A 26,712-nucleotide genomic window follows, 5' to 3' on the forward strand; every position below is an offset into this window, starting at 1 on the left:
GCCGCGGGCTATTCGAAGCGCGCGGGATCGCCCATGCCGTAGCGGGCGATCTCCGGGTATCCGCTCGAGTAGTCGATCACCGTGGTGGGTTCCGCGCCGCACTCGCCGGCGTCGATCACGGCGTCCACCTGGTTGTCCAGTTCCTCTTTGATCTCCCAGCCCTCCACCATGGGGGTCTCCTGGCCGGGCAGGAGAAGCGTCGAGGAGAGGAGCGGTTCCCCGAGCTCCTCCAGAATCGCCTGGGTCACGCGGTGGTCCGGGATGCGCACGCCCACCGTCTTCTTCTTCGGCTGGAGAAGGCGGCGCGGGACCTCCTTGGTGGCCGGAAGGATGAACGTGTAGCTGCCCGGAGTCACCGCCTTGATGTCCCGGAACGCGTCGTTGCCGATGTTCACGAGCTGCCCCATCTGGGCGAAGCTGCTGCACACCAGGGTGAAGTGGTGCTTGTCGTCCAGGTGCCGGATCTGGCGGATGCGGTTGAGCGCCTCCTGATTGCCGAGGGCCGCGCCCAGGGCGTAACAGGAGTCGGTCGGGTAGGCCACCAGGCCACCGTCGCGGATGATCTGCACCACTTGCTGCACGAGGCGGGGCTGAGGGTCCAGGGGATGGATGTCGAAATAGCGGGCCATGCTTCTGAGCATACTTCTGCTCCGGTAGCGTGTGAGGATGGATTCGATCTGGGGGTTCCTTGCCGCGTTCTGGTGGCTGATCTTTCCGCTCAGCGCGGTCGGCGCCGGGTGGTGGCGCCGCTTCTCCCAAGCGGGCGAGATCCGTCATCGACGTCAGATGGAACTCGAGCGTCTCAGAGCCGGTCTTCCTCCGGAGTCCCGCAGCGACGGCGCTCAGGAGCAGCCCGTCGGGGAACCGCAGGAGGACGCTCGACCCGCTGCGACCCAGGCCCAGGACATCGCCCGGCTCCTCGCCGACCATGACGCGGTCAACGCCCGCTGGCTCGAATACGAGCTGGACGTGGCCCGGATGATCGACTTCCCCGGGATGAGCGATGTCCGCGAGCCCCTGACCGTGGAATACCTGAAGGCCAAGCGCCTCGCGGACTCCCTGCGGCCCGTGGGTCAGGAGGAGCTGAGCCGTGAGGATCTCCAGGCGTACCGTGACGCGGTGCTCGCCTACGGGCATGCGTTCGACGTCGCCGAGCGCAATGCCCAGCGCCTCAAGGACTCGGCGTTCTCCGCCGAGGAGCGTGAGCGCCTCTCCCGGGCGCGGCAGCTGCTCAACATCGCCGTCGATCCCGGCTCGACGGCGCCCGAACGCCAGGCCGCCTACCGGCGGGTGCGCAAGGAACTCGACGGTCTCATCGCCGTCCCGCAGACCGCATTCTCGGCCCTGGAGCGCCAGATCGCGGCGGCACTGGACCCCTCGCTCCGGCTGTCCCCGGAGGAACTCCAGGCCTGAGCACTCACGGGCCGTTCATCGGATTTTCATGCTTCCGTCAACTGCCCTTAACATAGCGATGTGGCGTCCCTGCGCGCTGCGGCTGACTCACGACATACAGATTGGGCCCGGGTGGACGTCACCTTCATGGCAGCGCTGGTCATTGTGCTGGCTCTGTTCTTCGATTTCACAAATGGTTTCCACGACACGGCGAACGCCATGGCGACCCCCATCGCCACCGGCGCCATCAAACCCAAGACGGCGGTCGCTCTCGCTGCGGCGCTGAACCTGGTGGGCGCGTTCCTCTCCACCGAGGTCGCCAAGACCGTCTCGGGCGGGATCATCCGGGAGGGCTCCGATGGCGTCCACATCACCCCGGAGATCATCTTCGCGGGCCTGATGGGCGCCATCCTCTGGAACATGTTCACCTGGCTCAAGGGCCTGCCGTCCAGTTCCTCGCACGCGCTGTTCGGTGGCCTCATCGGCGCCGCGGTCGTGGGCATCGGCGTCTACTCGGTCAACTTCGACTCGGTGATGCTGAAGGTCATCCTGCCGGCGGTCTTCGCGCCAGTCATCGCCGGCGGCGTCGCCTACATCTGCACCCGTCTGGCCTATGCGCTGACCTCGCGGCACGACCCCGAGACGGGCGACAAGCTCACCCAGAAGCGCGGCGGCTTCCGCACGGGCCAGATCTTCACGTCCAGCCTGGTCGCCCTGGCCCACGGCACCAATGACGCTCAGAAGACCATGGGCATCATCACACTCGTGCTGATCGCCAGCGGGACGCAGCCCGCGGGCTCGGGGCCGGAGTTCTGGGTCATCGCGGCGTGTGCCCTCGCCATCGCCATCGGCACCTACTCCGGCGGCTGGCGCATCATCCGGACCATGGGCTCCGGTCTGACCGAGGTCAAACCCGCCCAGGGCTTCTCCGCGGAGACCAGCACGGCGGCCGCCATCCTGGCCTCCTCCCATCTCGGTTTCGCGCTCTCCACCACCCAGGTGGCGTCGGGCTCCGTCATCGGCTCCGGTCTGGGCCGTAAGGGCACGACCGTACGCTGGGGCATGGTCGGCAAGATCGCCACGGGCTGGCTCTTCACCCTTCCGGCGGCTGCGATCGTCGGTGCGCTGACGGCTCTGCTGGTCGGCACCGGCCCGGTCGGCACGGCCATCGCGATCGCCGTCGGCATCGGGACCATCGTGGCCATGTTCGTGTACTCCCGCAAGTCGCACGTGAGTCACGCCAACGCCGTCGAGGTCGAAGAGGCCGGCACGGCGGTCCGTTTCCAGAAAAAGAAGAAGTCCGCCAAGTCCGGCAAGGCGACGAACAGCGAGGTCCAGGAATGAAGTGGTTGGAACTGCTGCAGGTCGCGGGCGCGACGCTCGTCTCCGCCGTCATCCTGGTGGTGCTGTACTCCCTGGGCGTGCGCCTGACCGCCATCGCGGCCGACGCCGAGCAGAAGTCGCCTCGCCTGGCGCGGTCACTCGCCTACCTCTGTTTCGGCGCCTGCGGGATCGCGGTGCTGTTCGGCATCTACCTGATCGTCCCGTACTTCAGCAAGTAGGTCTTCCGGGGGATCCCGGCTCCGGCGCCCGCGGGCTAGCATGAGGGTCATGGGGAAATTCCAGTACTTCACGGCGGTGTCCCTGGACGGCTTCATCGCCACGGACGACGACTCACTCGACTGGCTCCTGAATGCGAAGGAGACCGGCTCCGAAGGCCGGATCGAGGAGTTCTACGCCGGCGTCGGCTGCTTGGTCATGGGCGGGACCACCTACCAGTGGATCCTGGATCACTTCGACGGCGAGTGGCCCTACAGCGGCACCCCGGTCTGGGTCTTCACCCATCACGAGATGCCCGTGTACCCGGGCGGCGACGTGACCCTGGTGCGCGGACCCGTGACGGAGTTCGTGCCGGATTTCCTGCGCGACGCCGGGGACAAGGACGTGTGGGTCATGGGTGGCGGTGAGCTGGCCGCCCAGTTCGCCGCAACCGGGCATCTGGATGAGCTGATCCTCACGGTCATGCCGGTCGTCCTCGGGTCCGGGAAACGCATCCTGCCGCTCACCGGCGGGGTGCGGCAGCTCGAACTGCTGGAGAGTGCCGCCGTGGGCAACGTCCTGGAACTCCGGTACGCCCTCAAGCCCGCCTCCTGAGCCACCCCACGGCCGCGATCCCGGCCGTGGCCGGGTGAAAATGTCCGGGCGTGCCACTACGCTGGCAGGGTGAGTGAAACAGCCAAGAGCGCGGCAGCAGCAACCACGTCCACCGGTCCGGCGGAGACCCCTGAGTCCACGGCTCCGGCCACGGCGGACCAGGCCTCCCCGGGCACCCGGAACCGGCTTCTGGTGCTGGACGGGCATTCCATGGCGTTCCGGGCGTTCTTCGCCCTTCCGGCGGACAACTTCGCCACCTCCACGGGCCAGCACACCAACGCGGTGCACGGGTTCACGTCCATGCTGATCAATCTGATCAAGGACCAGCAGCCCACTCACGTCGCCGTGGCGTTCGACGTCTCGGATGACACCACCTTCCGCAAGAAGGAATACGACGGGTACAAGGGCGGCCGGAATGCCACCCCGGAGGAGTTCCGCGGGCAGATCGACCTCATCGACCAGGTCATGGGCGCCTGGGGCATCAAGACCCTGCGCATGCCCGGCTACGAGGCCGACGACATCCTGGCCACCCTCGCCGCGCGGGGCGAGGAGGCGGGCTGGGAGGTCCTCCTGGTCTCCGGTGACCGCGACGCCTTCCAGCTGATCACGGACAACGTCTTCGTCCTGTACCCGAAGAAGGGCGTCTCGGACATCCCGCGCATGGACGCCGAGGCCGTCCGGGAGAAGTACTTCGTCGGCCCGGACCAGTACTCCGACCTCGCCGCACTCGTGGGCGAGACGGCGGACAACCTGCCGGGTGTCCCGGGCGTGGGTCCCAAGACCGCGGCCAAGTGGATCAATCTGTACGGCGGGCTGCCGGGCATCCTGGAGAACATCGACAGCATCGGCGGCAAGGTGGGGGACTCCCTCCGCGCGCACCTCGAGGACGTCAAGCGCAACCGCCGGCTCAACCGCCTCCTGACCGATCTGGACCTGGGTGTCGCGCTGGACGAGCTGGCCGCACCGCGCCCGGATCAGGACGCCGTGGAGGAACTGTTCGACGCCCTGGAGTTCAGGACGCTCAGGACCCGTCTGTTCGCCCTGTACGGCGAAGACACCGAGGGCGTGCAGCACGAAGGCATCGAGCTGCCGCCGTTCGAGATCGGCGCCGACGCCGAGTCGCTGCGCACCTTCCTGGCCGGCGACAGCGGCGGTGTCCCGGCCGCTCTGGCGGTCGCTTCGGTGGCTGGCGGGATCGGCCAGGAGGCCAGCGCCGTCGCCATCCTGCGCGGCGAATCCGCCCGGTACCTGGACCTGACCGAGCTGGATGCCGAGACCGAGGGCGTTCTGGCCGGCTGGCTCGCGGACAGCGGCCAGGAGAAGGCCATCCACGAGTACAAGGAGGCCTTCAAGGCCCTCCACGCCCGCGGCCTGACGCTGGAAGGCGTCGTGGATGACACGTCCATCTCCGGGTACCTGATCCAGCCGGACCGCCGCAACTACGAACTGGCCGAACTGGTGCAGCACCACCTCAAGGTCACCCTGGAGACGGCGCCGGCGGTCCCTGCCGGGCAGCTGGATCTCGGGCTCGACGTCGACGGCACGGCGGCTCAGGCGCGCGCCGAGGCCTTGGTGCGCCAGGCCGCCGCGGTGCGCGCCCTGAGTGACCACCTCGCCCCGCTGCTCGTGGAGCGCCAGGCGGACCAGTTGCTGCTCACCCTGGAACTTCCCGTGGCCCGTGTCCTGGCGGACATGGAGATCGCGGGGATCTCGGTCTCCCTGGAGAAGATGCAGCACCAGCTCGACGATCTGGCGCGTCAGGTGGAGATCGCCCAGCAGGGCGCGTACGCCGCGATCGGTCACGAGGTGAATCTCGGGTCGCCGAAGCAGCTGCAGACGGTGCTGTTCGAGGAACTGAGCCTGCCGAAGACCAAGAAGATCAAGTCCGGCTACACCACGGATGCCGCCAGCCTGAAGAACCTGCTGGAGAAGACCGGTCACGAGTTCCTGGTCCAGCTCATGGCCCACCGGGAGGCGTCCAAGCTGCGCCAGATGGTGGAGACCCTGTACAAGTCCGTGGCCGAGGACGGCCGGATCCACACCACCTACGCCCAGAACGTGGCCGCGACGGGTCGCATCTCCAGTAACAACCCGAATCTGCAGAACATCCCCGTCCGCAGCGAGGAGGGCCGCCGGGTCCGTGATCTCTTCGAGGTCTCGGACGGCTACGAATGCCTGCTGGCCGCCGACTACTCCCAGATCGAAATGCGCATCATGGCGCACCTCTCGGAGGATGCCGGACTCATCCAGGCGTACCGCGACGGCGAGGACCTGCACCGGTACGTCGGATCGCACATCTTCGGGGTGGCTCCGGAGGACGTCACCAGCGCGATGCGTTCCAAGGTGAAGGCGATGTCCTATGGTCTCGCCTACGGGCTCACCAGCTTCGGTCTCTCCAAGCAGCTGGAGATCTCGGTGGACGAGGCCCGGACGCTCATGAAGGATTACTTCGACCGCTTCGGCGCCGTGCGTGATTACCTGCGTGGTGTCGTCGAGCAGGCCCGTCAGGACGGCTACACGGCCACCATCGAGGGCCGGCGCCGGTACCTCCCGGACCTGACCAGCACCGACCGTCACCTGCGGGAGATCGCGGAGCGCGTGGCGCTCAACTCGCCGATCCAGGGCTCCGCCGCGGACATCATCAAGCGGGCCATGCTCGGCGTCGCCCGCGCTCTCCAGGAGGAGGGCCTCAAGTCCCGCCTGCTGCTTCAGGTCCATGACGAACTCGTCCTGGAAGTGGCCGCAGGGGAGCGCGAGCAGGTGGAGAAGCTGGTCATCCGGGAGATGGGCAACGCGGCCGAGCTCTCCGTGCCCCTCGACGTCCAGGTGGGCGAGGGTCACAGCTGGCACGACGCCGGCCACTGATCGCATGACGACGGCGGCCGGCCCGGACGTTTCCGGGACGGCCGCCGTCGTCGTACGGTCGCTCTCCGCTCAGTACTCCTCGCCGTACTTGTACTCCGGGAAATCGAAGCAGGCGCTGAAGGCGTCGACGCGCAGCCGGTCGGGGTTCGAGGAGAAGCCAACGATCAAGTGGGTCCCGTCTCGGTGCAGGAGGTCCACGGCGGACTGCCCATCCTGGTCGGTCTTGTCCGTCAGCGTCCAGCCATCCTTGCCGCCGAACTCGGACTTCACCTTGGCGAGGACCGCCGCCTTGTCGGGTTGGCCCACCAGGGTGACCTCACCAGCGCCGGACCAGAGCTTCTGCTCGCCCTGGCACGCCATGAGACTGGACTTCTCGTTGAGGAACCGTGTCCCCTGAGAGCCGCTGGGCACGGAGTCCAGGATCGTCCGTTCGAGGGAGAGCACGGTGTTCTTGGCTTCTTCGAGGGTCGGCTTGTCCATGGTCGGCTTTCCTCCAGGTGTTCCACAGGCGGTGAGAATGAGGGCGAGGGCGACGCCCGGCAGGAGAGGCCGGGCGCGGCCGGCGGGGTGGTGCCGGGTCATCCGTAGATCTTCTTCTGGATGTCACGCAGCGCTGTCTGATTGTCTGCGCCGGTCGTGGCGATGAGGCTGTGATCGTTGACGATGTCCAAACCGGTGGTTCCTCCGGGGGATGAGTAGACGTGGCGGTCGAAGGCGGGGTCCCGCATGGGGTAATTGTCTCCGACCACACCCAGGTGCTCCGCCATCTGGAGCACGTCCGGGTAGGTGTAGCTCGAGTATTCGGTATCCGGGTCCCGGGACCAGCCAGGCGGCATGGCGGCACCCGACAGCGCGATCACCTTGTCGTAGTGTGCGCCATTCAGTTCCGAGCCGGTGACGTTGCGCAGACCCCAGCTGTGGCCGATCCCCACGCTCTCCGCCCCGCTGGGCTTCTCGAGGTCCACGGCATTCTGGAATCCGGCCAGCACGGGGGCCGTCTTCGCGACGAACTCATCGCTCTTGGCCTCCTGCAGGAAGGCTTCGACGAAGCCGCCGTCGGGGAACTCCGTGCCCTTGTAGACGAAGGCCACGGTGGACTTGCTGGAGTCGGTTTGGACCAGATACTTGGCCATGTCCTGGGCCCCGCCGTTGTAGAAGGATGACTCGTTGGTGGTGGTGCCGGGCACGTAGGTGATCACATGCTTGGTGTCCGCGTTGTAGTTTCCAACCATCTCCACGATGGAGTCGTGTGCCGGGTCGTAAGCGGCCAGATGGACCTTGCCGTCGACCACGGACTGCAGATAGCCGAGCCCGCTCTGGCGCAGTGCCCAGGCTTCGTGGTCTTTGGCGACCTGATCAATGTAGGGCTTTCCACCGATGGTCAGCCACGGGTTGATCTTCGGCTCGGGATCATGGTTCTTCAGCCAATCGATGCGGTTCTGGGCGTTGATCTCATTGGCCTTGACGCGGGCGTCGAAGGGGATCCCGTTCGTGTTTCCGGCCTCCACAGGGTGCTGCCGGATGAAGTCCTGCTGCTGCGCCTCGCTCAGGCCTTTCCACCAGGTCTGGATCTCGGCAGGGGACTTCCCGGTCAGGTCATTGACCGAGGGCGTGCCCTGGGTGCCTCCGGAGGGCCCGGCAGGTGTGCCGTTACCGGTACCTCCGGACGCGGCGCTGCTGCGTTCCTGCTCATCGGCGTTGCGCTGGAGGGACTTTGCCGCCGTGGCGAGAAAGCCCGCCGCCCGGCTCATGGTCTGTGAGTGCTCCGAGTCCCAGAGCTGACGGAAACGTTTGCCGTCCGGGCCTGGCCAGGACACGGAGCCGACCGCCGCGGACAGCATGCGGGCCTGCGACTCCAGTGTCTTCCCCGATGTCTGGACCTTGGTGGCCAGCTTCCTCAATTCCTGGACATCGGCTCCGTAGAAGCCACCGCTCATCGTCATCCCCCTGTGTTCGCCTGCCGACTGCCGGGAGATGGCACCCTGCAGATCTTCGTCCCGGAGCAATGTCCAGGGTTTCTCCAATCACTATAGTTTCATGGTGGCGGGCGGTCCATGGGGAGGGCTGCCCATCTGGTCGTCGGCTGCTCGGCACGTCGGCCTCAGGCTCGGGCGGGCCGGGTCGAAGAGCCGGTGGTCCGGCACTCCGGGCCGCTGCGCGGAACCGCTGTGTCTCAGCGGCGCGCGCGATCCGTCATACCCGTCCGGTGAAGGTGTCGCACTTGTTCAGGTCGCCGGACTGATACCCCGTGAGGAACCACTTCTGGCGCTGGGCACTGGAGCCGTGGGTCCAGGATTCGGGGCTGACGCGCCCCGTGGCGGCCTTCTGAATCCGGTCATCGCCCACCGAGGAGGCGGCGGACAGTGCGTCCCGGATGTCACTCTGGGTCAGGGGCTTGAGGAAGGGCTGCCCTCCATCCGCCGTCGGCTGTGTGCTCGCGTAGTGGGCCCAGATGCCGGCGAAGCAGTCCGCCTGCAGCTCCACGCGGACACCGCCGGACTGGGGACCCTGAGGGTCCCGCTGGGCGTAGTCGATGGTGCCGATGATGTTCTGAACGTGGTGACCGAACTCGTGAGCCACCACGTACTCCTGTGCCAGAGGCCCGCCGGAGGAACCGAACTGGGTGACCAGCTCCTGGAAGAAGCCGGGATCGAAGTACGCGGTGCGATCCGCGGGGCAGTAGAAGGGACCCACCTCGGTGGTGGCCGGGCCGCAGGCGCTCTGGGTGCGCTGTGAGAACAGCACGGTCTTGGGGCGCGGGTACTGCTTGCCGTACTGCTGGAGGTAGGTCGGCCAGAAGGAGTTCAGGCTGTTCACGGTGCCGGTGATCCGGCAGGCCAGCTGCTGATTGGCCTGGGCGCCCGTGCGGCACTGAGACACGCCTCCTTGCCCCGACTGCTGGCTCTGCGCGGGAGGCTGCTCTCCGCCACCGGTCGGGTCGCCGAGCAATTGCGTGTTGAAGCCCAGCAGGGCCAGCACCAGGATCAGCAGGCCGCCGCCGATGCCGCCGCCCACCTTCACCCCGGTGCTCATCCCACGGCGGTCCTCCACCTGGGAGGAATCCAGCTGACTGCCTTCATTGAAACTCATGCCCCAAGAGTAACGCGCGGTCAGAGGCCAGGCCCGGTAAAATCCTGCCGTGCCCTTCCTCTCCCGCCTCCGCTCCTGGGCCCACGAATCCCCGGCAGCCCCTGCCGTGCGCGTCGGCCGTGAAAGCCTCAGCTGGGAGGAGCTCCTGCGGGATGCCGCCACCCTGCTGGACGGCGTCCCGGACGGTGGATACAGCGTGATTCAGGAGCAGAACACCCTCGGCTTCATCCTGCGGTGGGTGGCCGGGGTGAGCGGCACCCGGCGCTGCGTGGTGCTCGACGCCGGCCTTCCGGACGACGTCGCCGACGGGATCCGCGCCGAGGTGGCCGCCCACTGGGGCGCGCCGCACGCCCTGGCCCCGCGAGCCGGGCGGAGCCGCGCCGTGGTTCCGGGCGCGCCGAGCCGGGAGACCGTCGTCGTGCACCATGAGGCCATGCGGAGCGGTGAGCTGGTGGACGGTCCGGCGGACAGCCCCTTCCTCCTGGCTCTGACCTCGGGGACCGCGACCTTGCCGAAGGGGACCGTCCGGACCCGGGGCTCGTGGGAGGCCTCGTTCGCCTCCTCGACGGAATTCTTCGGCCTGACGCGGGACGAGGTCACGCTGGCTCCGGGGCCGATGTCGTCCGGGCTCGGGCTGTACGCCCTGTCCGAGTGCCTGTACGCCGGTGCGGAATTCCGCACCCTGGCTTCGTTCGACGTGGATGCGGTCCACGACGCCGTGGAGCACGACGGCGTCACCCGCCTGGTGCTGGTGCCGTCGATGCTGCGAGTGCTCGCCGAGCGCGGGATCCTGGCGGGCGCGGATGCCTCGTCCTTGCGGAGCATCGTCGTGGCCGGCGCCAAACTGGATCCCCGGACCCTGGAGGCGGCCCGGCGCTGGGCTCCGGCCGCACGGATCCAGGAGTACTACGGCGCCCAGGAACTGAGCTTTGTCAGCGGGTCTTGGCTGTCGCCGCAGGACCCGCTGACCGATCATCTGCTGGCGTCGACCAGCGTGGGGCGTCCGTTCCCCGGCGTCGAAGTCGCGATCCTGGATGCGGACGGCGTGCCGGTTCCGGACGGGCACACGGGCTCCATCGCGGTGCGCAGCGCCATGGTCAGCGAAGGCTATCTCTGGGGAACGGACGAACAGGGCCTCACACGGTTCGGCGAGTGGTCCACGGTGCACGACCAGGGCTTCCTCCGCGAGGGGATCCTGCACTTCCTGGGCCGGGCCTCGGACATGATCGAATCCGGCGGGCTCGTCATCCACCCGCAGGAGATCGAAAGGGCGGTCGGCGCCCTGCCCGGCGTCGAGTTCGCCCTCGTGACCGGCGTCGACGATCCGCTCCGCGGCGAGAGGCTCGTGGCGGCGGTCCGGACAGGGCACCGCGGTCTGGGAGAGGGGCAGCTCCGGATCGGCCTGGCTGATCTCGTGGATCCCCGCATGCTGCCCGAGGCGTTCCACGAGCTGCGGGAGATCCCGCTGACCAGCCGCGGCAAGGTCAGCCGGGCGATGCTGAGCGAGTGGATTCTGAACGGCGATCCGCGGGTGCCGCGCCTGCCGGCCTGACCGGCCACCGGCACGGCACAGGCCACGGAGTGCCGACGCCGAGGTCGGTGCTCCGTGGCCTGTGAACCCGCGGGCGGGATCGGATGCCGGGGCGGCCAGGTCAGATCTTCGCGGAGGCGTCCTTCAGCACGGAGCGGAGGATGCCGCCGATCTCGCTGAACTCGGCCGGGCCGATGGTCAGCGGCGGCGCGAGCTGGATGACGGGGTCACCGCGGTCGTCGGCGCGGCAGTACAGCCCGGCGTCCCAGAGTGCGGGGGAGAGGTAGTCGCGCAGCAGGCGGTCCGACTCCTCCGCGTTGAAGGTTTCACGGGTGGCCTTGTCCTTGACCAGCTCGATGCCGAAGAAGTACCCCTCGCCACGGACATCGCCCACGATGTCCAGATCCAGCAGCTTCTCCAGTTCGGCGCGGAACAGGGGGGAGTTCTCCCGGACGCGGCCGTTGAGGTCCTCCTCCTCGAAGATGTCGAGGTTCTCCAGCGCGGCCGCGGCGGCAGCCGGGTGCCCTCCGAAGGTGAAGCCGTGATAGAAGGTGTTCTCCACCGAGTTGAACGGCTCGGAAACCTTGTCCGAGACGATCATGGCGCCGAGCGGGAGGTAGCCGGAGGTGATGCCCTTGGCGGAGGTGATGATGTCCGGCTCGTACCCGAGGGCCTTGGAGGCGAAGAAGTCGCCCACCCGGCCGTACGCGCAGATGACCTCATCGCTGACCAGGAGCACGTCGTACTGATCGCAGATCTCGCGCACGCGCTGGAAGTAGCCGGGCGGCGGCGGGAAGCAGCCACCGGAGTTCTGCACCGGTTCGAGGAAGACCGCGGCCACGGTGTCCGGACCTTCGAAGAGGATCGACTCCTCGATCCGGTTCGCGGCCCACTGTCCGAACGCCTCGAGATCGTCGCTCGGGGCGCCCATCTCGGCGGCGCGGTAGAAGTTGGTGTTCGGCACACGGTGCCCGCCCGGCGTCAGGGGCTCGTAGAACTTCTTCATGTCCGGGATGCCTGTGATGGCCAGGGCGCCTTGCGGGGTGCCGTGGTAGGCGACCGCGCGGGAGATCACCTTGTGCTTCATGGGCTTGCCGCGCAGCTTCCAGTAGTGCTTGGCCAGCTTGAACGCGGACTCCACGGCCTCGCCGCCACCCGTGGTGAAGAAGACCTTGTTCATCTCACCGGGCGCGTAGGAGGCGAGCCGTTCGGAGAGCTCGATCGCGGCCGGATGGGCGTAGGACCAGATCGGCATGAAGTCCAGCTGCTTCATCTGCCGGGCCGCCGCGTCCACGATGCGCTGGCGGCCGTGGCCGGCGTTGACCACGAACAGGCCCGAGAGGCCGTCGATGTACTTGCGCCCGTCGGCGTCGTAGATGTGGTGCCCCTCGCCGCGTGTGACGACCGGGATGCCGTCATTGAGCACCTTGCGGGAGGTGAAGTGGGGCCAGAGATGCCTGGCCGCCTTCTCCTGCAGTTCTGCGGTGTTGTGCGGTCCCTCAGGGCTGAAAGGTGTTCTCATCGTGTTCCCCAACCGTATTTCTGTTTCCGGAGTTCGAGATAGACGAACGTCTCCGTGGATGCCACGCCGTCGATGGTCCTGATCTGGCTGTTGAGCAGGTCGATCAGGTCTGAGTCGTCCTCACACACCAGCTCGGCGAGGATGTCGAAGGACCCCGCGCTGAGCACCAGATAGGAGACGGCCGGAAGCTGGGCCAGGCTGTCGGCCACGCGGCGGGTGTCACCAGTGGTCTTCACCCCGATCATGGCCACCCGGTGGAAGCCCAGGCTCATGGGATCCGTGACGGCCACGATCTGCATGACCCCGGCGTCCATGAGTTTCTGCACGCGCTGCCGGGCGGCGGCCTCGCTCAGGCCGACGGCCTTGCCGAGTTCCGCATAGGACCGGCGCCCGTCTTCCTGAAGGAGTTCCACCAATCGCTTCGACGTCTCGTCGAGCTGGATGGCGTTCTTTCCACGGCTCATCTTCCGATTCTGTGGCAAAACTCGCGATTAAGCAACGGAATCAGTTGAAAATGGTTCCAGCAACGATGGAATTCATAGCTTTCGCTCAGGAAGTGGCGGGATCCCGGGTGGGATTCTCCGGGGTGACGGCGTCGCCCAGCCCGCGCGCGGCCAGGGCGTCACCCGTCCTCTGGGCGTACGCCACCGAGGCGATCAGCACGGGCATGGCGCGGGCCCTCGGGTTCCTCTCCAGGCCACGGGCGCGGGCGGCGTCCCGCACCGCGGAGAACGTGCCGATCAGATAGGGGATGCTGCGCAGCGTGATGGCGATGACCAGGGCCAGCCGCTCGGGGTCCACGCCGATCCGCTTCAGTGGACGGGCCGCGGACACCACGCCGTCCAGCAGCGCGGGCACGGGTGTCGTCAGGGTGAGCAGCGAGGCGGCCACGATGCACGCGTAGACGTTCGCCACGATGCTGACCGCCTGCGCGGGACCCAGCTGCCACCACTGGAACACCAATACCGCCAGGAGCAGGGGAGCCGGCCCGGACAGAAGGCGCAGGAGCCGTCGGGCGCCCAGCCGGGCCGAGGCGAACAGCAGCACCATCAGTGCCAGAACCGCAACGGACGCACCCCAGGATTTGAGCCAGAACGTGCCCAGGCCCAGGAGCAGGACCCCCAGGAACTTCACGCCGAGGGGCGCCCGGTGGAGCCACGATTCGCCGGGCACGTAGTCGCCCAGGGGATAGCGTGCGGCGCTCATGCGCGCTCGGCGAGACAGAGCCTGCGGTAGTGCGCGACGGCGGCTTCCGCTCCGCCGTCGAACACCACCCGGGCGTCCTCCACCACCAGCACCCGCTCCATGTCCAGGACCAGCTCCAGGTCATGAGTGGCGAGCACGATCTGCTGCGGCAGGCCGGACAGGGTCCAGCGCAGGAGCTCCCGGTTCCGGAGGTCGAGAAGGGTGGACGGTTCGTCGAGCACCAGGACCCGGGGCTCCACGGCCAGCACGCTCGCCAGCGCCATGAGCTGCCGTTCGCCGCCGGACAGCTCGTAGACACTCTGGTCCGCCAGGTGGAGGAGGCCGAAGCGGCGCAGGATCTCCTCGGCGCGGGTACGGCGCTCCTTGCGGGGCACGGTGCGGCGCAGGGAGAGTTCCAGGTCCTCCCGGCCGGTCGGCATGACCAATTGGCTCAGGGGATCGGTGAACACGAAGCCCACCTCGGCCCGGACGGCGCGCCCTTCGCGTCGTGTGTCCCGGCCGTGCACCGTCACGGTGCCGGAGCTCGGCTCCTGCAGACCGTTCAGCAGACGGAGCAGCGTCGATTTGCCCGAGCCGTTGGCGCCGAGCACCCCGATGCGCGGCTCATCGAGGCGGAGCGAGGGCACCTCGAGGATGGTGCGGGCCGGCCGCTCGTCGTCGGAGGGGATCCGGACGACGACGTCGCGCAGTTCGAGAGCGCTCATGGAACCGTGATCCCCGCTCAGTTCCGCGTGGCCGGGATCGCCGCCACGTCACGCTGCGCGGTCGCGCGGCGCAGCAGGATGTCCGGGAAGGCGCGGTGCAGTGCGACGGCCACCGGCGCCGCCACGAGATTCTTCAGGATGTCGCCCGGGTAGAAGGCGAGGTCCGCCAGGAACGCGGCGGACAGACTCGTGCGCCCGTTGATCATGATCCCCAGCGGGCCGAACGTGTGGGTCAGCAGCAGGCTGCTGCCGAAGGCGGCCAGGAAGAACCAGAGCGTCCGGGGCTTGAGCCGCTTGCGCAGCACCCGGGTCGCCAGGACACCTGCCAGGCCCGCCACCAGGGGGAAGGCGATGATGTAACCGGCGGAGGGACCCGCCAGGACTCCCAGGCCGGCGCGGCCCTGGGAGAAGATCGGGAGACCGGCCAGGCCGAGCACCACGTAGAGGCCCACTGCGGCGATGGCACGCGGACCGCCGAGCACCAGTCCGGTCAGCACCACGGCCAGGGTCTGGATGGTGATCGGCACGCCGACGCCCCCGATGCTGATGCCCGGGACGAGCGCCGACGCCGCCACCAGGGCCGCGAACACCGCCACGAGTGCGAGATCCCTGGCCCCCCAGCGCTCAGGCGTGCGGGCCTCACTCGCGGCTGTGGACGTCTGATCCATCACGGTCTCCTCTTTCAGCTGTGCCATGCGCTCCACCCTAGAACCGCTTGAGAGGGCCTATTTTGTGACGATCCTCCTAAGAAATCCGGATTCCCTGATGGGGTTCCTCCAGGGTCCCGGCTCCGGGGACCGGACGGCGGTGACGGGGCGTGAGGCAGGTGCCGGTAGAATCGATGAGGCCCCCTGCACGTGACGTGCACACGCGCTGTCGCAGACGGCGCAGCGGGCACCCCTGAATCCACCGGAAGGCACTCACGTGATCAGCGTCCAAGACCTCGAATTGCGCGCTGGAGCGCGCCTGCTCATGGATCAGGTGACGTTCCGCATCGACAAGGGCGACAAGATCGGCCTGGTGGGCCGCAACGGCGCGGGCAAGACGACGCTCACCCGGGTGCTGGCGGGCGAGGGGGTGCCGGCCGGAGGCACCGTGAACCGTGCTGGGGAGATCGGTTACCTGCCGCAGGACCCCCGTACTCCGGACATGGAGCAGCTCGCGCGGGACCGCATCCTCTCCGCCCGTGGGCTGGACGTCATCACGCGCAAGCTCAAGAAGGCGCAGGTCGAGATGGCCAGCGAGGACGAGGCCGTGCACCGGAAGGCCATGAACCGCTACGACCGGCTCGAGGCCGAGTTCCTGGCCGGCGGCGGGTATGCGGCCGAGTCCGAGGCGGCCACCATCTCCGCCAACCTCGCCCTGCCCGAGCGCATCCTGAATCAGCCGCTCAAGACGCTCTCCGGCGGTCAGCGCCGTCGTGTCGAGCTGGCCCGCATCCTCTTCTCCGGTGCGGACACCATGCTCCTCGACGAGCCCACCAACCACCTCGACGCCGACTCCATCGCCTGGCTGCGGGACTTCCTCAAGAGCCACCAGGGCGGCCTGATCGTGATCAGTCACGATGTGGAGCTGCTCGAGGCGACCGTCAACAAGGTCTACCACCTGGACGCGAACCGCTCCACGATCGACTACTACAACATGGGCTGGAAGCGCTATCTCCAGCAGCGCGAGACCGACGAGCGCGCCCGCCGTCGTGAGCGTGCCAACGCCGAGAAGAAGGCCTCCGTCCTCCTCGACCAGGCGAACAAGATGCGCGCCAAGGCCTCCAAGGCGACCGCCGCGCAGAACATGATCAAGCGCGCCGAGCGCATGCTGGGCGGTCTGGAGGAGGTGCGTGCCTCGGATCGCGTGGCGGCCCTGCGCTTCCCCGATCCCGCGCCGTGCGGAAAGACGCCACTGACCGCCGAAGGCCTGAGCAAGTCCTACGGTTCGCTCGAGATCTTCACGGACGTGGATCTGGCGATCGACCGCGGTTCGCGCGTGGTGGTGCTGGGGCTGAACGGCGCCGGCAAGACGACGCTGCTGCGCATGCTCGCCGGCGTCGACGCGCCGGACACGGGCGAGGTCATCGCCGGGCACGGGCTCAAGATCGGGTACTACGCCCAGGAGCACGAGACGCTCGACCATGACCGGACCGTCCTGGAGAACATGCGCTCGTCCGCGCCGCAGCACATGACGGACACCGAGGTCCGGAGCATCCTGGGTTCGTTCCTGTTCGTCGGTGACGATGTGGACAAGCCCGCCGGTGTGCTCTCCGGTGGTGAGAAGACCCGTCTGGCCCTGGCGACCATCGTGGCCTCCAGCGCCAATGTGCTGCTGCTCGACGAACCCACCAACAACCTGGATCCGGCCAGCCGTGCCGAGATCCTCGGGGCCCTGGCCAATTACCAGGGCGCCGTGGTGCTGGTCTCGCACGATGAGGGCGCTGTCGAGGCGCTCAACCCGGAGCGCGTGGTGCTGCTCCCGGACGGCGTCGAGGACCTCTGGAACGCCGATTACCTGGACCTGATCACGCTGGCCTGATCCTGCGGCCCGGCGTCAGGACGCCGAAATCCCCGATCTTCCGGACATTCCCCGCTGCTGCAGCGCACGGGAATGTCCGGAAGACCGGGGATTTTCAGTCAGCCCCTGAAGCTCCGCCTACTTGAAGCCCTGCGCGTCCAGGATGGCGTCTTCCTCGTCCTCGGCGGTCCGGCGCCCGGCTGCGCGCCGCTGAGCCGTCTTGCGCTCGGCGTTCTTGCGGTTCTGCCGCCAGTACTTCGCCGCCGTGTGCGACGACGGCGGCGCGGCTCCCTGCGCCGGAGCGGAGTCCGGGCCGGGCTCCCCGCCGTCCTGCGCGCCGTCGTCGTCCGCCTCGCCTGCCGCCGCGGCCGCGCGCGCCAGCTCGGCGTCCTCGGCATCCAGGGCGTCGTTCTTGGCCTGCTGACGCGCGGCATAACCGAAGCCCAGGATCATGAGCACACCGAAGGCGAACCACTGGAGTGAGTACGACAGGTGCGTGCCCTCGTCCGTGTCCGGCATGGGCAGCTGCATCGGGGCCACCGGGGGTGCGGGGGATTCCGACGCCATCCTGCCGTACGCCCCGGTGAGCAGCGGGTACGTGACCTGTCCGGCGTACTGGCCGAGGTCGATCGAGGCGATCTGGCCCGTGGGAGCCCCGCGGTCCAGGGCCGGCTCGGACGGACGCAGCCGCACCACCACGGTCACCTCGCCGCGCGGGGCGTCGGGGATCGAGTCGGGCCTGCCGTTCTCCTTGTTGCCGATCGGCAGGAATCCCCGGTCCACGATCACGGTGTCCCCGGAATCCACCCGGAACGGCACCAGGACCTGATACCCGGGCTGGCCGTTCAGGGTCCTGTTACGGACGATCAGCTGGTCCTGAGGCAGGTACTTGCCGTGCAGGGTCACCTGCGACCATTCGCGCGCGGTGTCCATGTGGACGAACAGCGGTTTCGCCTGGCTGAACGGCACCGGGACGGAGTTGTAGTTACCGACGATCCGGTTGATGTTGGCCTGCGTCTCGGCGCGGCGGTCCATCTGCCAGCGGCCCAGGAACACGCACGCGATGGCGAAGATGATGGCCAGGACGAAATAGCCCATCCAGCGGCGGGAAAAGAGGAAGCGGTACATCTAAGCCGGATCTCCTGCCGGGTGGGGGTCCGTGGCGGGGGCGGAGGACTGCGCCGAGGACTGGTCGAACGGCACCGTCTCCTTCCAGAAGGCGCGCTGCCGGAGATAGTCCTCGAGCCAGTCGCGGTGCTCCTGGCAGGCGAGCCAGACCTTGCGGCGTTCCGGCGTGTGGATCTTCGGATTGTTCCACAGCACCTGCCAGGCGGCGGAGGCGCGGCAGCCCTTGCGGGAGCAGATCGCCTCGGGGGCCGCCTGGGGACTCCGTCCTGGCCCAGCCTGGCTCAGTGCGTCGAAGAAGCTCATGCGGCGTCGCCCTCCTGGTGCTTCCGGTGCGGAGTGGGGGCCGGGCCGGACTCGACGATCTCACCCTGGATGATCATGCCGGAGCCGTCCTCGGGAGAATCCTCAGAATCAGAAGAGGGGGCGTCAGCCGGATCAGAGCCGGCCGGATCGGCGGCATCCTCCGTCGGCTCGGCCGGAAGCGCCGCCTGCAGGGGCATTCCGATCAGGTGGTCGCTGGGGGTCTCGGCCTTGTCCCCGCCGTTGGCGATGATGACGGCGAACCACGGGAGGAAGACGGCGCCGGCCACGGCGATCAGCTTGAACCAGCCGTCCAGCACGAACAGGAGACCCAGACAGACCATGCGGATACCCATGGCGACGGCGTACTTGATCATCCGGGAGCGGATCTCATCGGAATGCGCGGCACCGGCGTCGGTGATGCTCACGACCTCGGCGTCCTGGGCCGACCGGTGGTGCCGTCCTCCGCCTTGCTGGTTCGTCACGGTTCTCACTCACGCTCCAATATGCTTCACATCCATTCTCGCACCGTGTGCCATGAGCCCAAAAACGAGCGGACCGATAGGATGCAATCCGTATCGAATGATGAGTATGGAAGCGAGAGCGTGCATGAGCGAGCAGAGCACCACGGGCCGCAGCGTCCTGGTCACCGGCGGAAACCGGGGCATCGGACTGGCCATCGCCCAGGAGTTCCTGGCCAATGGTGACAAGGTCGCGGTGACGTACCGGACCGCCACGGAACTGCCGGAGGGGATCCTCGGAGTCCAGGCGGACGTCACGGACGAGGCTTCGCTCGATGCCGCGTTCAAGCAGGTCGAAGAGGCCCACGGTCCCGTGGAGGTCCTGGTCGCCAATGCCGGCATCACCAAGGACACCCTGCTGCTCCGCATGAGCGAGGACGACTTCACCTCGGTGCTCGACACCAACCTCACGGGTTCGTTCCGCGTCCTCAAGCGCGCCATCAAGGGCATGATCCGCCTGCGCAAGGGCCGTGTGGTGTTCATCTCCTCCGTGGTGGGCCTGTACGGCTCGCCGGGGCAGATCAACTACTCCGCGTCCAAGGCGGGTCTGGTGGGCATGGCCCGCTCGCTGACCCGCGAACTCGGCTCGCGCGGTATCACCGCCAACGTCGTGGCGCCCGGCTTCATCAACACGGACATGACGGCCGAACTCCCCGAGGACACCCAGAAGAACTACCTGTCCACCATCCCCGCCGGACGCTTCGCCGAGGCCGAGGAGGTGGCGCGTGTGGTCCGCTGGATCTCCAGCGACGAGGCCGCCTACATCTCCGGCGCCGTCATCCCGGTGGACGGCGGACTGGGCATGGGCCACTGATTCTTCCGCTTCGCGCGATTCCGCCTCAATTTCTTCCCTGATTCCAAGGAGCACATATGGGAACTCTGGACAACAAGACAGCTATCGTCACGGGCTCGTCCCGCGGCATCGGGGCCGAAGTGGCCAAGATCCTCGCCTCCGAGGGTGCGGCCGTGGTGGTCAACTACCGTCAGAAGGCCCCGCGGGCCAACAAGGTGGTGCAGCAGATCACCGAGGCCGGTGGCCGTGCCGTGGCCGTCGCCGCGGACCTGACCGCCGAAGACGGCGCGCAGGCACTGGTCGACGCCGCCCAGGAGAACTTCGGCGGCCTGGACATCCTGGTCCTCAACGCCTCCGGTGGCATGGAGTCCGGCCTGGGTGAGGACTACGCCCTGCGCCTGAACCGCGACGCGCAGGTCAAGATGCTGGAGACCGCCACGGCCGTCATGCCGGCCGGGTCCCGCGTGGTGTTCGTCACGAGCCACCAGGCCCACTTCATCGACACCGTGCCCACCATGCCGGAGTACGAGCCGGTGGCGCGCAGCAAGCGTGCCGGTGAGACCGCGCTCCGCGAGTTCATCCCGGCGCTTGAGGCCAAGGGCATCAGCTTCGTGGTCATCTCCGGCGACATGATCGAGGGCACCGTGACGGCCACCCTGCTGGACCGCGCCCGTCCCGGTGCGATCGCCGAGCGCCGCGCCGAAGCCGGCAAGCTCTTCACGGTGGAGGAGTTCGGAGTCGAGGTGGCCGGCATGGTGACGGCCGACGTCCCCACGGGCCACACCGAGTACGCCGGCGGCGCGGGACACTTCCAGAAGTAACGCCCGCTGCTGAGACGACGACGGCGGCCGCACCCGGTGGGTGCGGCCGCCGTCGTCGTTCGGACTGGTCTGGGCTGGTCCGGCCTGGAGATCCGGCTCAGGCCAGCGGGACACCCGCCAGGACCGCCACGGCATCCAGATTCGGCACGTTGATGGCGGCATCCGCGGCGGCCTGCACCGCGGGCTTGGCGTTGAAGGCCACGCCGAGACCGGCCGTGGCGAGCATGTCCAGGTCGTTCGCGCCGTCGCCGACCGCGATCGCCGCTTCCAGCGGCACGCCGGAGGCCTGGGCCCACTCGCGCAGACGGCTCGCCTTCGCGGCGCGGTCCACGACGTCGCCCGCCACCCGGCCGGTCAGCACGCCGTTCTGGACCTCCAGGTCGTTGGCCAGCCAGTAGTCGAGGCCGAGTTCGCCGGCCAGCGGCTCCAGGATCTGGTTGAAGCCGCCCGAGACCACGGCCACCCGGTGCCCGGCGGCGTGGAAGGCGTCCACCAGACGCTGCGCGCCCTCGCTGAACCGGACGGCGGCGCGGACTTCCTCGAAGACCGACACGGGGAGACCGGCCAGATGAGCGACGCGGTGGTGCAGGCTCTCGGCGAAGTCGAGTTCGCCCCGCATGGCCGCCTCGGTGACCGCGGCCACCTCGGCTTCCTTCCCCGCGTGGGCGGCGATGAGTTCGATGACCTCCTGCTGGATGAGGGTCGAGTCCACGTCCATGATGAGGAACTTCCGCTCGGCGGAACGCAGCGCGGACGGCACGACCGCCACGTCCATGCTCAGCGATGCCTCGGAGAGCGCCTCGCGTGCCGAGACGATCCACTGCTCCGGCACCACGGACGCGGCATCCGCATCGGCAGGGGCGACGACGGTCAGCTCGGCCGCCTGGAAGCCCTCCGCCGCGACGGGCCGCCACTCGCCCTCCACCGCTCCGTGCCGTGCGAGAACGGCGGACGCCTCCTGAAGGGCTGCGGGGGAGAGTTCCGGGGCATACGCGAGGGCGGAGAAGTGTGACTGCATTCAGCCATGGTAGCCAGCGTTGCGGTTATCCATGGAACCCACTTTTACCCTAGGGTTTTATGTCATGAGCGAAGTCCTCCAGTTGAGCCATGTCTCGGTGCGCCGGGGCCGGAAAACACTTCTGAACGATGTTTCCTGGCAGGTCAACGACGGCGAGCGGTGGGTGGTGCTCGGTCCGAACGGCGCGGGCAAGACCACGCTGCTCCAGCTGGCAGGCGCCCGCATGCACCCGAGCGACGGCACGGTGGACATCCTCGACGAGCGCCTGGGCCGCGTGGACGTCTTCGAACTGCGCCCCCGGATCGGGCTCTCCTCCGCCGCTCTGGCCAGCCACATCCCGGAGGACGAGACCGTCCTGAATGTGGTGGTCACCGCTGCGTACGGCGTGACCGGCCGCTGGCGCGAAGGCTACGAGCGCGCCGATGAGCGCCGCGCGTTCCGCCTTCTGAACGCCTGGGGCATGGGTCCCCTTCTCAACCGTCAGTTCGCCACCCTGAGCGAGGGTGAGCGCAAGCGCACCCAGATCGCGCGGGCACTCATGACGGACCCGGAACTCCTGCTTCTGGACGAGCCCGGCGCCGGGCTGGATCTCGGCGGCCGCGAAGAGCTCGTCGCCGAGCTGTCGAAGCTGGCCGCCGACCCGCTCTCCCCGGTGACCGTCCTGGTGACGCATCACCTCGAGGAGGTGCCGCCGTCGTTCACCCATGCGCTGCTGCTGCGTGACGGCGAGGTGGTCACGGCCGGTCCGATCGCGGACGTCCTGACCGAGGAACACCTCAGCACCACGTTCGGCCTGCCGCTCACGGTCACGCAGGACGCGGGACGGTACACCGCCCGCGCCCGCAGCTAGGCTCCGCCCGTCATGGAGTGGCTGCATGGCGCGCTGATCTTCCTTGCGGGCATCTGGGCCGGGACCATCAACACCGTGGTGGGTTCCGGAACCCTGGTGACGTTCCCGGTGCTGGTCGCGCTCGGGACCGCTCCCGTGACGGCCTCCATCAGCAACGCCATGGGCCTGATCGCCGGCAACGTCTCCGGCGCCCTCGGCTACCGGAAGCAATTGCAGGGCCGCTGGCGGTCCCTGGCCACGCTCATGCCGGCATCGCTGCTGGGTGGTGTGACCGGAGCGTATCTGCTGCTGCATCTCCCGGAGGAGGTGTTCCAGTACGTCGCGCCGGTGCTGATCGTGTGCGCGCTGCTCCTGGTGGTCTTCCAGCCCCGGCTGCAGCGCTGGGTGAGGAACCGTGAGCAGGTGCCCGGCAATGCCCTGAGGGACAAGAACCATGGGGTCCTCCTCCTGGTCCTGGTGTTCCTGGCGGGCGTGTATGGCGGCTACTTCGTGGCGGCGCAGGGCGTCCTCCTGGTGGGCATCCTCGGGGTGTTCATGGCGGGCACCATGCAGCAGGCCAACGCGATGAAGAACTTCCTGGTCCTGGCCGTGAACGTGGTCGCGGCGGCGTCCTATCTCCTTTTCGCCTTCGACCGGATCAGCTGGCCCGTGGTGGGACTCATCGCCGTCTCGTCCCTGATCGGCGGACTGCTGGGGGCGAGGATCGGGCAGAAGCTCAAGCCCACGGTGCTCCGGACGGTGATCGTCGTACTGGGCCTCGTCGCCCTGGCCGTGATGCTGGGCAAGCTGCTGGCATAATCCTTGGGTGCCCTTCATCGCCCTTGAGAACGCCTCGGATCCCCGGATCGCCGACTACCGCAACCTCACCGACGTTCAGCTGCGCCTGAAGACCGAGCCGGAGCGCGGAATGTACATCGCTGAGTCCTCCCGCGTGGTGCGCCGTGCAATCGCCGCCGGTCACCGGCCGCGGTCTTTCTTCCTCACGGAGAAGTGGATCAAGGACCTCGCAGACCTCCTGGAGCGGTTCCCGGACGTCCCGGCCTACGTGGGGGAGTCCGCCGTGCTGGAGGAGATCACCGGATTCCATCTGCACCGCGGAGCGCTGGCGGCCATGGAGCGCCCCGAGCCCCGTGCGCTGGCTGACGTGCTCGACGGCGCGCGGCGGCTCGCCGTGCTGGAGGACATCACGGACCACACCAACCTCGGCGCCATGTTCCGCAGCGCCGCGGGCCTGGGCATCGACGCGGTGCTGGTGACACCGCGGTGCGCCGACCCGCTGTACCGGCGGTCCATCCGCGTCAGCATGGGCACGGTCTTCCAGGTTCCGTGGGCCCGGCTGGATTCGTGGCCGGAGGGCGTCGGCGAGCTGCAGGCTGCGGGCTTCACGGTGGCCGCCATGGAGCTCACGCCGGAGTCCCTGACCATCGACGCCCTCGCGGCGCGCAATCCGGAACGGCTCGCCCTGATCCTCGGGACCGAGGGCGCCGGCGTCACGCCCGCGGCTCTGGAGGCCGCCGACGTCGCGGTGGAGATCCCCATGCGCCCCGGTGTGGACTCGCTCAATGTGGCGGCTGCGTCCGCCGTCGCGTTCTGGGAGCTGCGGGCGCGCTAGGGCGGTGTGAAACCAGGCCCGCGTTGCTACCGTGGTCTCATGAGCGAAGCACTGGATGAGGGGCCGTTCTTTCACGGCACCAAGGCCGATCTGAAAGCCGGCGACTTTCTCACCGCGGGGTTCCGGTCCAACTACAAGCCGGAGATCGTGATGAATCACATCTACTTCACCGCGCTCCGGGACGGGGCCGGGCTGGCCGCGGAACTCGCCGCCGGGGACGGTGAGCCTCGGGTCTACGAGGTGGAGCCCACCGGCGACTTCGAGAACGACCCGAACGTGACAGACAAGAAGTTCCCCGGCAACCCCACGCGCTCCTACCGCAGCACCGAGCCGCTGCGAATCGTCGGAGAGGTGACCGACTGGACGCGCCTGACCCCGGAGGCGCTGCAGGCCTGGCGTGACCGGCTCGCCGCGATCCGGGAGGACGAGCGCGCGGAGATCATCAACTGACCTCTTCGGTTGGCCCGGCCGGGGGCCGATGCTGTAGAGTTGACAGCTGGCCGTCATGGCCACCGAATCATCCCTGCCGCTGGCAAAATCCAGTGGCGCGAACAAAGGCCCCAAGATGAAGTCTGATATCCACCCGAAGTACCAGGCCATCGTTTTCAACGATCTGGCTTCCGGCGTCAAGTTCCTGACCCGCTCCACCGCGACCTCCTCGAAGACCATCGAGTGGGAAGACGGCAACACCTACCCCGTCATCGACGTGGAAGTTTCCTCTGAGTCGCACCCGTTCTACACGGGCAAGCAGCGCATCATGGACTCCGCCGGCCGCGTGGAGCGCTTCAACGCTCGCTTCAAGGGCTTCGGCAAGAAGTAATCTCCTTGCCTTCCCGGAAGGGGCCACAGCTCGGCTGTGGCCCCTTCCGGCGTTAACGGGCAGGCCGTCCTAAGGGACCAGCTTTAAGGGACCAGCCAGAGCGATAGGCTGGATGACATGCCCAAGCGTCATGGTGAGTTCAAGGTTCCCGGAGGAAAACTGGTGGTCGCGGACCTGGGGGTGAGCGACGGGAAGCTGGCGGAGGTCTCCATCAGCGGCGACTTCTTCCTGGAACCGGACGAGGCCCTGGACGCCATCAACGCCGCACTGGAAGGCGCGCCCGCGGACTCGCCCAGCAGTGTCCTGGCAGGCCGGATCAAGGACGCCCTGCCCGTCAACTCCCAGCTCTTCGGCTTCAGCCCCGAGTCGGTCGCCACGGCCGTCCGCCGGGCCCTGGGTCTGGCCAGCACCTGGCGGGATCACGAGTGGGAGCTGATCGGCCCCGGCGTCCTGCCCACCGAGGTGAACGTCGCCCTCGACGAGGTCCTCACCCGGGCCGTCGGGGCAGGGGAGCGCCGCCCCGCCCTGCGCTTCTGGGACTGGGAGGAGACCGCCGTCGTCATCGGCAGTTTCCAGTCCTACCGCAACGAACTGAACCCTGAAGGCGTCGCCCGGCACCACGTGAACGTGGTGCGCCGCATCAGCGGCGGCGGGGCCATGTTCATGGAGGGCGGCAACTGCATCACGTACTCGCTCTATCTGCCGCAGAGCCTGGTGGACGGGCAGAGCTTCGAGGCGTCGTACGCCTTCCTGGACGCCTGGGTCCTGGAGTCCCTGGAGCGGGTGGGCGTGAAGGCACGCTACGTCCCCCTCAACGACATCGCCACGGACCAGGGCAAGATCGGCGGCGCCGCGCAGAAGCGGCTGGCCAACGGCGGCATGCTGCACCACGTCACCATGAGCTACGACATCGACGCGGACAAGATGGTCGAGGTCCTGCGGATCGGGCAGGAGAAGCTCTCGGACAAAGGCACCCGGAGCGCGAAGAAGCGTGTCGATCCGCTGAAGCACCAGGCGGGCCTGGACCGGCTGGCGATCATCGACGTCATGATGGAGGTCTTCGCGGAGCGGTATGGCGCCGTCCGTGCCGAACTCGGCGAGGCCGAGCTGGCCGCCGCACGCGAGCTCGCCGCGAGCAAGTTCTCCACTCCCGAGTGGCTGCACCGGGTGCCATGAGAGGCACAGTGGTGACTCTCGGTGGCGGCGGGTTCTCCATGGCGAAGGACGGCGCCTCGCTGATCGATGATCAGATCCTCGCCCTGAGCGGCTCGTCCCAGCCGAAAGTCTGCTTCGTGCCGACCGCGAGCGGCGACGACGGCGGCTACATCCGGCGCTTCGAGGACGCCTTCCGCGGGCGCGCGACGACGTCCGTGCTCTCGCTCTTCTGCCGTGACCCGTGGGGCTACACGGACCCGGCCATGCTCCTCGACCAGGACGTGGTCTATGTGGGCGGCGGCTCGACCGTGAACCTCTTGGAACTGTGGAGACGGCACGGGGTCTCAGAGCTGGTGGAGCAGGCCGCGGCGCAGGGCACGGTGCTTGCCGGGATCAGCGCCGGGATGAACTGCTGGTACGAGGCGTCCTCCACGGATTCGTTTGGTCCCCTGGCACCCCTGAACGATGGACTCGGCCTGCTGAGAGGGAGCGCGTGCCCGCATTACCGCGGCGAGCCGGGACGCCGTGAACGGTACCTGGGGTGGGTCGCCGACGGCTCCCTGCCGGCCGGCTGCGCGGTGGACGATTACGCCGCGCTGGTCTTCCGGGACGGCGGGCTGAGCGACGGATTCGCCGAGCGGGCCGGCAGCCAGGCCTTCCGCGTCGAGCTCGACGCCGGCGGCACCGCCGTCGAGCGCGAGATCCCTCTGCGTCTGCTCGGCTGA

At 68.1% G+C, this 26,712-nt stretch carries 29 protein-coding genes; 16 read left to right on the forward strand and 13 right to left on the reverse strand.

Annotation, left to right across the window (positions count from 1 at the left end):
- Window positions 1-8: 8 nt before the first annotated feature.
- Window positions 9-629 (reverse strand): L-threonylcarbamoyladenylate synthase, encoded by a 621-nt coding sequence (locus AB4Y75_RS06060; protein WP_441434947.1) that lies wholly within the window; start codon window positions 627-629, stop codon window positions 9-11.
- Window positions 630-666: 37 nt separating this feature from the next.
- Here AB4Y75_RS06060 and AB4Y75_RS06065 point away from each other — a divergent pair, with 37 nt between their 5' ends.
- From AB4Y75_RS06065 to polA, 5 genes are all read left to right on the forward strand, one after another.
- Window positions 667-1,413, forward strand: coding sequence for a hypothetical protein (locus AB4Y75_RS06065; RefSeq protein ID WP_441434948.1), 747 nt, complete (start codon window positions 667-669; stop codon window positions 1,411-1,413).
- 111 nt (window positions 1,414-1,524) lie between these two features.
- Window positions 1,525-2,736 (forward strand): anion permease, encoded by a 1,212-nt coding sequence (locus AB4Y75_RS06070; RefSeq protein ID WP_441434949.1) that lies wholly within the window; start codon window positions 1,525-1,527, stop codon window positions 2,734-2,736.
- Window positions 2,733-2,954: a hypothetical protein gene (locus tag AB4Y75_RS06075; RefSeq protein WP_441434950.1), complete on the forward strand. Its 222-nt coding sequence runs from the start codon at window positions 2,733-2,735 to the stop codon at window positions 2,952-2,954. The genes AB4Y75_RS06070 and AB4Y75_RS06075 overlap by 4 nt, the downstream gene beginning before the upstream one ends.
- Window positions 2,955-3,003: 49 nt before the next feature.
- Entirely contained in the window at window positions 3,004-3,546 is a 543-nt protein-coding gene (locus tag AB4Y75_RS06080; RefSeq protein ID WP_441434951.1) for a dihydrofolate reductase family protein, read from the forward strand.
- 210 nt (window positions 3,547-3,756) lie between these two features.
- Window positions 3,757-6,411 (forward strand): DNA polymerase I, encoded by a 2,655-nt coding sequence (gene polA / locus AB4Y75_RS06085; RefSeq protein WP_441435271.1) that lies wholly within the window; start codon window positions 3,757-3,759, stop codon window positions 6,409-6,411.
- A 69-nt stretch (window positions 6,412-6,480) separates the two neighbouring features.
- On the opposite strand, the gene AB4Y75_RS06090 is transcribed toward polA, so the two are convergent.
- The 3 genes from AB4Y75_RS06090 to ypfJ form a co-directional block, all read right to left on the reverse strand.
- Window positions 6,481-6,891 carry a hypothetical protein gene (locus tag AB4Y75_RS06090; protein WP_441434952.1) on the reverse strand — a complete coding sequence of 137 codons (411 nt, stop codon included), beginning with the start codon at window positions 6,889-6,891 and terminating at the stop codon, window positions 6,481-6,483.
- A 98-nt stretch (window positions 6,892-6,989) separates the two neighbouring features.
- Window positions 6,990-8,348 carry a hypothetical protein gene (locus AB4Y75_RS06095; protein ID WP_441434953.1) on the reverse strand — a complete coding sequence of 453 codons (1,359 nt, stop codon included), beginning with the start codon at window positions 8,346-8,348 and terminating at the stop codon, window positions 6,990-6,992.
- A 256-nt stretch (window positions 8,349-8,604) separates the two neighbouring features.
- Window positions 8,605-9,501 carry a KPN_02809 family neutral zinc metallopeptidase gene (gene ypfJ / locus AB4Y75_RS06100; protein ID WP_441434954.1) on the reverse strand — a complete coding sequence of 299 codons (897 nt, stop codon included), beginning with the start codon at window positions 9,499-9,501 and terminating at the stop codon, window positions 8,605-8,607.
- Window positions 9,502-9,550: 49 nt separating this feature from the next.
- Here ypfJ and AB4Y75_RS06105 point away from each other — a divergent pair, with 49 nt between their 5' ends.
- On the forward strand, window positions 9,551-11,053 hold the full coding sequence (locus tag AB4Y75_RS06105; protein WP_441434955.1) for a class I adenylate-forming enzyme family protein: 1,503 nt from the start codon (window positions 9,551-9,553) through the stop codon (window positions 11,051-11,053).
- A 100-nt stretch (window positions 11,054-11,153) separates the two neighbouring features.
- On the opposite strand, the gene AB4Y75_RS06110 is transcribed toward AB4Y75_RS06105, so the two are convergent.
- From AB4Y75_RS06110 to AB4Y75_RS06130, 5 genes are all read right to left on the reverse strand, one after another.
- Window positions 11,154-12,554 (reverse strand): aspartate aminotransferase family protein, encoded by a 1,401-nt coding sequence (locus AB4Y75_RS06110; RefSeq protein WP_441434956.1) that lies wholly within the window; start codon window positions 12,552-12,554, stop codon window positions 11,154-11,156.
- A complete protein-coding gene (locus tag AB4Y75_RS06115) occupies window positions 12,551-13,018 on the reverse strand; it encodes an Lrp/AsnC family transcriptional regulator (protein WP_441434957.1) in 468 nt (155 codons plus the stop codon). Before AB4Y75_RS06115 ends, AB4Y75_RS06110 begins: the two co-directional genes overlap by 4 nt.
- 85 nt (window positions 13,019-13,103) lie before the next feature.
- Window positions 13,104-13,760: an energy-coupling factor transporter transmembrane component T family protein gene (locus AB4Y75_RS06120; RefSeq protein ID WP_441434958.1), complete on the reverse strand. Its 657-nt coding sequence runs from the start codon at window positions 13,758-13,760 to the stop codon at window positions 13,104-13,106.
- On the reverse strand, window positions 13,757-14,464 hold the full coding sequence (locus AB4Y75_RS06125; protein ID WP_441434959.1) for an energy-coupling factor ABC transporter ATP-binding protein: 708 nt from the start codon (window positions 14,462-14,464) through the stop codon (window positions 13,757-13,759). Before AB4Y75_RS06125 ends, AB4Y75_RS06120 begins: the two co-directional genes overlap by 4 nt.
- 17 nt (window positions 14,465-14,481) lie before the next feature.
- On the reverse strand, window positions 14,482-15,159 hold the full coding sequence (locus tag AB4Y75_RS06130; protein ID WP_441434960.1) for a biotin transporter BioY: 678 nt from the start codon (window positions 15,157-15,159) through the stop codon (window positions 14,482-14,484).
- A 229-nt stretch (window positions 15,160-15,388) separates the two neighbouring features.
- Here AB4Y75_RS06130 and AB4Y75_RS06135 point away from each other — a divergent pair, with 229 nt between their 5' ends.
- Window positions 15,389-16,990, forward strand: a complete 1,602-nt coding sequence (locus AB4Y75_RS06135; protein WP_441434961.1) for an ABC-F family ATP-binding cassette domain-containing protein — start codon at window positions 15,389-15,391, stop codon at window positions 16,988-16,990.
- Window positions 16,991-17,107: 117 nt separating this feature from the next.
- On the opposite strand, the gene AB4Y75_RS06140 is transcribed toward AB4Y75_RS06135, so the two are convergent.
- Genes AB4Y75_RS06140 through AB4Y75_RS06150 form a run of 3 tightly spaced genes read right to left on the reverse strand, consistent with a single transcriptional unit; the run spans window position 17,108 to window position 18,882 of the window.
- Window positions 17,108-18,097: an SURF1 family cytochrome oxidase biogenesis protein gene (locus tag AB4Y75_RS06140; protein WP_441434962.1), complete on the reverse strand. Its 990-nt coding sequence runs from the start codon at window positions 18,095-18,097 to the stop codon at window positions 17,108-17,110.
- Window positions 18,098-18,400 (reverse strand): hypothetical protein, encoded by a 303-nt coding sequence (locus AB4Y75_RS06145; protein ID WP_441434963.1) that lies wholly within the window; start codon window positions 18,398-18,400, stop codon window positions 18,098-18,100.
- The gene (locus AB4Y75_RS06150; protein ID WP_441434964.1) at window positions 18,397-18,882 is read right to left on the reverse strand and encodes a DUF3099 domain-containing protein; all 486 of its coding nucleotides are present in this window, start codon (window positions 18,880-18,882) and stop codon (window positions 18,397-18,399) included. The genes AB4Y75_RS06145 and AB4Y75_RS06150 overlap by 4 nt, the downstream gene beginning before the upstream one ends.
- A 124-nt stretch (window positions 18,883-19,006) precedes the next feature.
- On the opposite strand from AB4Y75_RS06150, the gene AB4Y75_RS06155 reads away from it, so the two are divergent.
- Window positions 19,007-19,732, forward strand: a complete 726-nt coding sequence (locus AB4Y75_RS06155) for a beta-ketoacyl-ACP reductase (RefSeq protein WP_441434965.1) — start codon at window positions 19,007-19,009, stop codon at window positions 19,730-19,732.
- 56 nt (window positions 19,733-19,788) lie between these two features.
- Window positions 19,789-20,532, forward strand: a complete 744-nt coding sequence (locus AB4Y75_RS06160; RefSeq protein ID WP_441434966.1) for an SDR family oxidoreductase — start codon at window positions 19,789-19,791, stop codon at window positions 20,530-20,532.
- Between the two features lie 97 nt (window positions 20,533-20,629).
- On the opposite strand, the gene serB is transcribed toward AB4Y75_RS06160, so the two are convergent.
- Window positions 20,630-21,550 carry a phosphoserine phosphatase SerB gene (gene serB, locus AB4Y75_RS06165; RefSeq protein ID WP_441434967.1) on the reverse strand — a complete coding sequence of 307 codons (921 nt, stop codon included), beginning with the start codon at window positions 21,548-21,550 and terminating at the stop codon, window positions 20,630-20,632.
- A 64-nt stretch (window positions 21,551-21,614) separates the two neighbouring features.
- On the opposite strand from serB, the gene AB4Y75_RS06170 reads away from it, so the two are divergent.
- The 7 genes from AB4Y75_RS06170 to AB4Y75_RS06200 all read left to right on the forward strand — a co-directional run bounded on the left by AB4Y75_RS06170 (window position 21,615) and on the right by AB4Y75_RS06200 (window position 26,712).
- Window positions 21,615-22,400, forward strand: coding sequence for an ABC transporter ATP-binding protein (locus AB4Y75_RS06170; protein ID WP_441434968.1), 786 nt, complete (start codon window positions 21,615-21,617; stop codon window positions 22,398-22,400).
- Window positions 22,401-22,412: 12 nt separating this feature from the next.
- On the forward strand, window positions 22,413-23,198 hold the full coding sequence (locus AB4Y75_RS06175) for a sulfite exporter TauE/SafE family protein (RefSeq protein ID WP_441434969.1): 786 nt from the start codon (window positions 22,413-22,415) through the stop codon (window positions 23,196-23,198).
- Window positions 23,199-23,205: 7 nt separating this feature from the next.
- The gene (locus AB4Y75_RS06180; protein WP_441434970.1) at window positions 23,206-24,012 is read left to right on the forward strand and encodes a TrmH family RNA methyltransferase; all 807 of its coding nucleotides are present in this window, start codon (window positions 23,206-23,208) and stop codon (window positions 24,010-24,012) included.
- A gap of 39 nt (window positions 24,013-24,051) precedes the next feature.
- A complete protein-coding gene (gene arr / locus AB4Y75_RS06185) occupies window positions 24,052-24,462 on the forward strand; it encodes an NAD(+)--rifampin ADP-ribosyltransferase (RefSeq protein ID WP_441434971.1) in 411 nt (136 codons plus the stop codon).
- Between the two features lie 115 nt (window positions 24,463-24,577).
- Window positions 24,578-24,832 (forward strand): type B 50S ribosomal protein L31, encoded by a 255-nt coding sequence (locus AB4Y75_RS06190; RefSeq protein WP_066213029.1) that lies wholly within the window; start codon window positions 24,578-24,580, stop codon window positions 24,830-24,832.
- Window positions 24,833-24,949: 117 nt separating this feature from the next.
- Complete coding sequence (locus AB4Y75_RS06195) at window positions 24,950-26,008, forward strand: lipoate--protein ligase family protein (RefSeq protein WP_441434972.1); 1,059 nt, start codon at window positions 24,950-24,952, stop codon at window positions 26,006-26,008.
- On the forward strand, window positions 26,005-26,712 hold the full coding sequence (locus tag AB4Y75_RS06200; RefSeq protein ID WP_441434973.1) for a Type 1 glutamine amidotransferase-like domain-containing protein: 708 nt from the start codon (window positions 26,005-26,007) through the stop codon (window positions 26,710-26,712). Before AB4Y75_RS06195 ends, AB4Y75_RS06200 begins: the two co-directional genes overlap by 4 nt.

The organism is Arthrobacter sp. RAF14 (assembly GCF_052114185.1).
Classification (GTDB): Bacteria; Actinomycetota; Actinomycetes; order Actinomycetales; family Micrococcaceae; genus Arthrobacter_E.

Excerpts from the sequence above, each read along its gene's own strand:
- AB4Y75_RS06060 (WP_441434947.1), bottom strand. The coding sequence starts at position 629 with ATGGCCCGCTATTTCGACATCCATCCCCTGGACCCTCAGCCCCGCCTC.
- AB4Y75_RS06065 (WP_441434948.1), top strand. The coding sequence starts at position 667 with ATGGATTCGATCTGGGGGTTCCTTGCCGCGTTCTGGTGGCTGATCTTT.
- AB4Y75_RS06075 (WP_441434950.1), top strand. The coding sequence starts at position 2,733 with ATGAAGTGGTTGGAACTGCTGCAGGTCGCGGGCGCGACGCTCGTCTCC.
- AB4Y75_RS06080 (WP_441434951.1), top strand. The coding sequence starts at position 3,004 with ATGGGGAAATTCCAGTACTTCACGGCGGTGTCCCTGGACGGCTTCATC.
- polA (WP_441435271.1), top strand. The coding sequence starts at position 3,757 with ATGGCGTTCCGGGCGTTCTTCGCCCTTCCGGCGGACAACTTCGCCACC.
- AB4Y75_RS06090 (WP_441434952.1), bottom strand. The coding sequence starts at position 6,891 with ATGGACAAGCCGACCCTCGAAGAAGCCAAGAACACCGTGCTCTCCCTC.
- AB4Y75_RS06095 (WP_441434953.1), bottom strand. The coding sequence starts at position 8,348 with ATGAGCGGTGGCTTCTACGGAGCCGATGTCCAGGAATTGAGGAAGCTG.
- ypfJ (WP_441434954.1), bottom strand. The coding sequence starts at position 9,501 with ATGAGTTTCAATGAAGGCAGTCAGCTGGATTCCTCCCAGGTGGAGGAC.
- AB4Y75_RS06110 (WP_441434956.1), bottom strand. The coding sequence starts at position 12,554 with ATGAGAACACCTTTCAGCCCTGAGGGACCGCACAACACCGCAGAACTG.
- AB4Y75_RS06115 (WP_441434957.1), bottom strand. The coding sequence starts at position 13,018 with ATGAGCCGTGGAAAGAACGCCATCCAGCTCGACGAGACGTCGAAGCGA.
- AB4Y75_RS06120 (WP_441434958.1), bottom strand. The coding sequence starts at position 13,760 with ATGAGCGCCGCACGCTATCCCCTGGGCGACTACGTGCCCGGCGAATCG.
- AB4Y75_RS06125 (WP_441434959.1), bottom strand. The coding sequence starts at position 14,464 with ATGAGCGCTCTCGAACTGCGCGACGTCGTCGTCCGGATCCCCTCCGAC.
- AB4Y75_RS06130 (WP_441434960.1), bottom strand. The coding sequence starts at position 15,159 with ATGGCACAGCTGAAAGAGGAGACCGTGATGGATCAGACGTCCACAGCC.
- AB4Y75_RS06140 (WP_441434962.1), bottom strand. The coding sequence starts at position 18,097 with ATGTACCGCTTCCTCTTTTCCCGCCGCTGGATGGGCTATTTCGTCCTG.
- AB4Y75_RS06145 (WP_441434963.1), bottom strand. The coding sequence starts at position 18,400 with ATGAGCTTCTTCGACGCACTGAGCCAGGCTGGGCCAGGACGGAGTCCC.
- AB4Y75_RS06155 (WP_441434965.1), top strand. The coding sequence starts at position 19,007 with ATGAGCGAGCAGAGCACCACGGGCCGCAGCGTCCTGGTCACCGGCGGA.
- AB4Y75_RS06160 (WP_441434966.1), top strand. The coding sequence starts at position 19,789 with ATGGGAACTCTGGACAACAAGACAGCTATCGTCACGGGCTCGTCCCGC.
- serB (WP_441434967.1), bottom strand. The coding sequence starts at position 21,550 with ATGCAGTCACACTTCTCCGCCCTCGCGTATGCCCCGGAACTCTCCCCC.
- AB4Y75_RS06170 (WP_441434968.1), top strand. The coding sequence starts at position 21,615 with ATGAGCGAAGTCCTCCAGTTGAGCCATGTCTCGGTGCGCCGGGGCCGG.
- AB4Y75_RS06175 (WP_441434969.1), top strand. The coding sequence starts at position 22,413 with ATGGAGTGGCTGCATGGCGCGCTGATCTTCCTTGCGGGCATCTGGGCC.
- arr (WP_441434971.1), top strand. The coding sequence starts at position 24,052 with ATGAGCGAAGCACTGGATGAGGGGCCGTTCTTTCACGGCACCAAGGCC.
- AB4Y75_RS06190 (WP_066213029.1), top strand. The coding sequence starts at position 24,578 with ATGAAGTCTGATATCCACCCGAAGTACCAGGCCATCGTTTTCAACGAT.
- AB4Y75_RS06195 (WP_441434972.1), top strand. The coding sequence starts at position 24,950 with ATGCCCAAGCGTCATGGTGAGTTCAAGGTTCCCGGAGGAAAACTGGTG.
- AB4Y75_RS06200 (WP_441434973.1), top strand. The coding sequence starts at position 26,005 with ATGAGAGGCACAGTGGTGACTCTCGGTGGCGGCGGGTTCTCCATGGCG.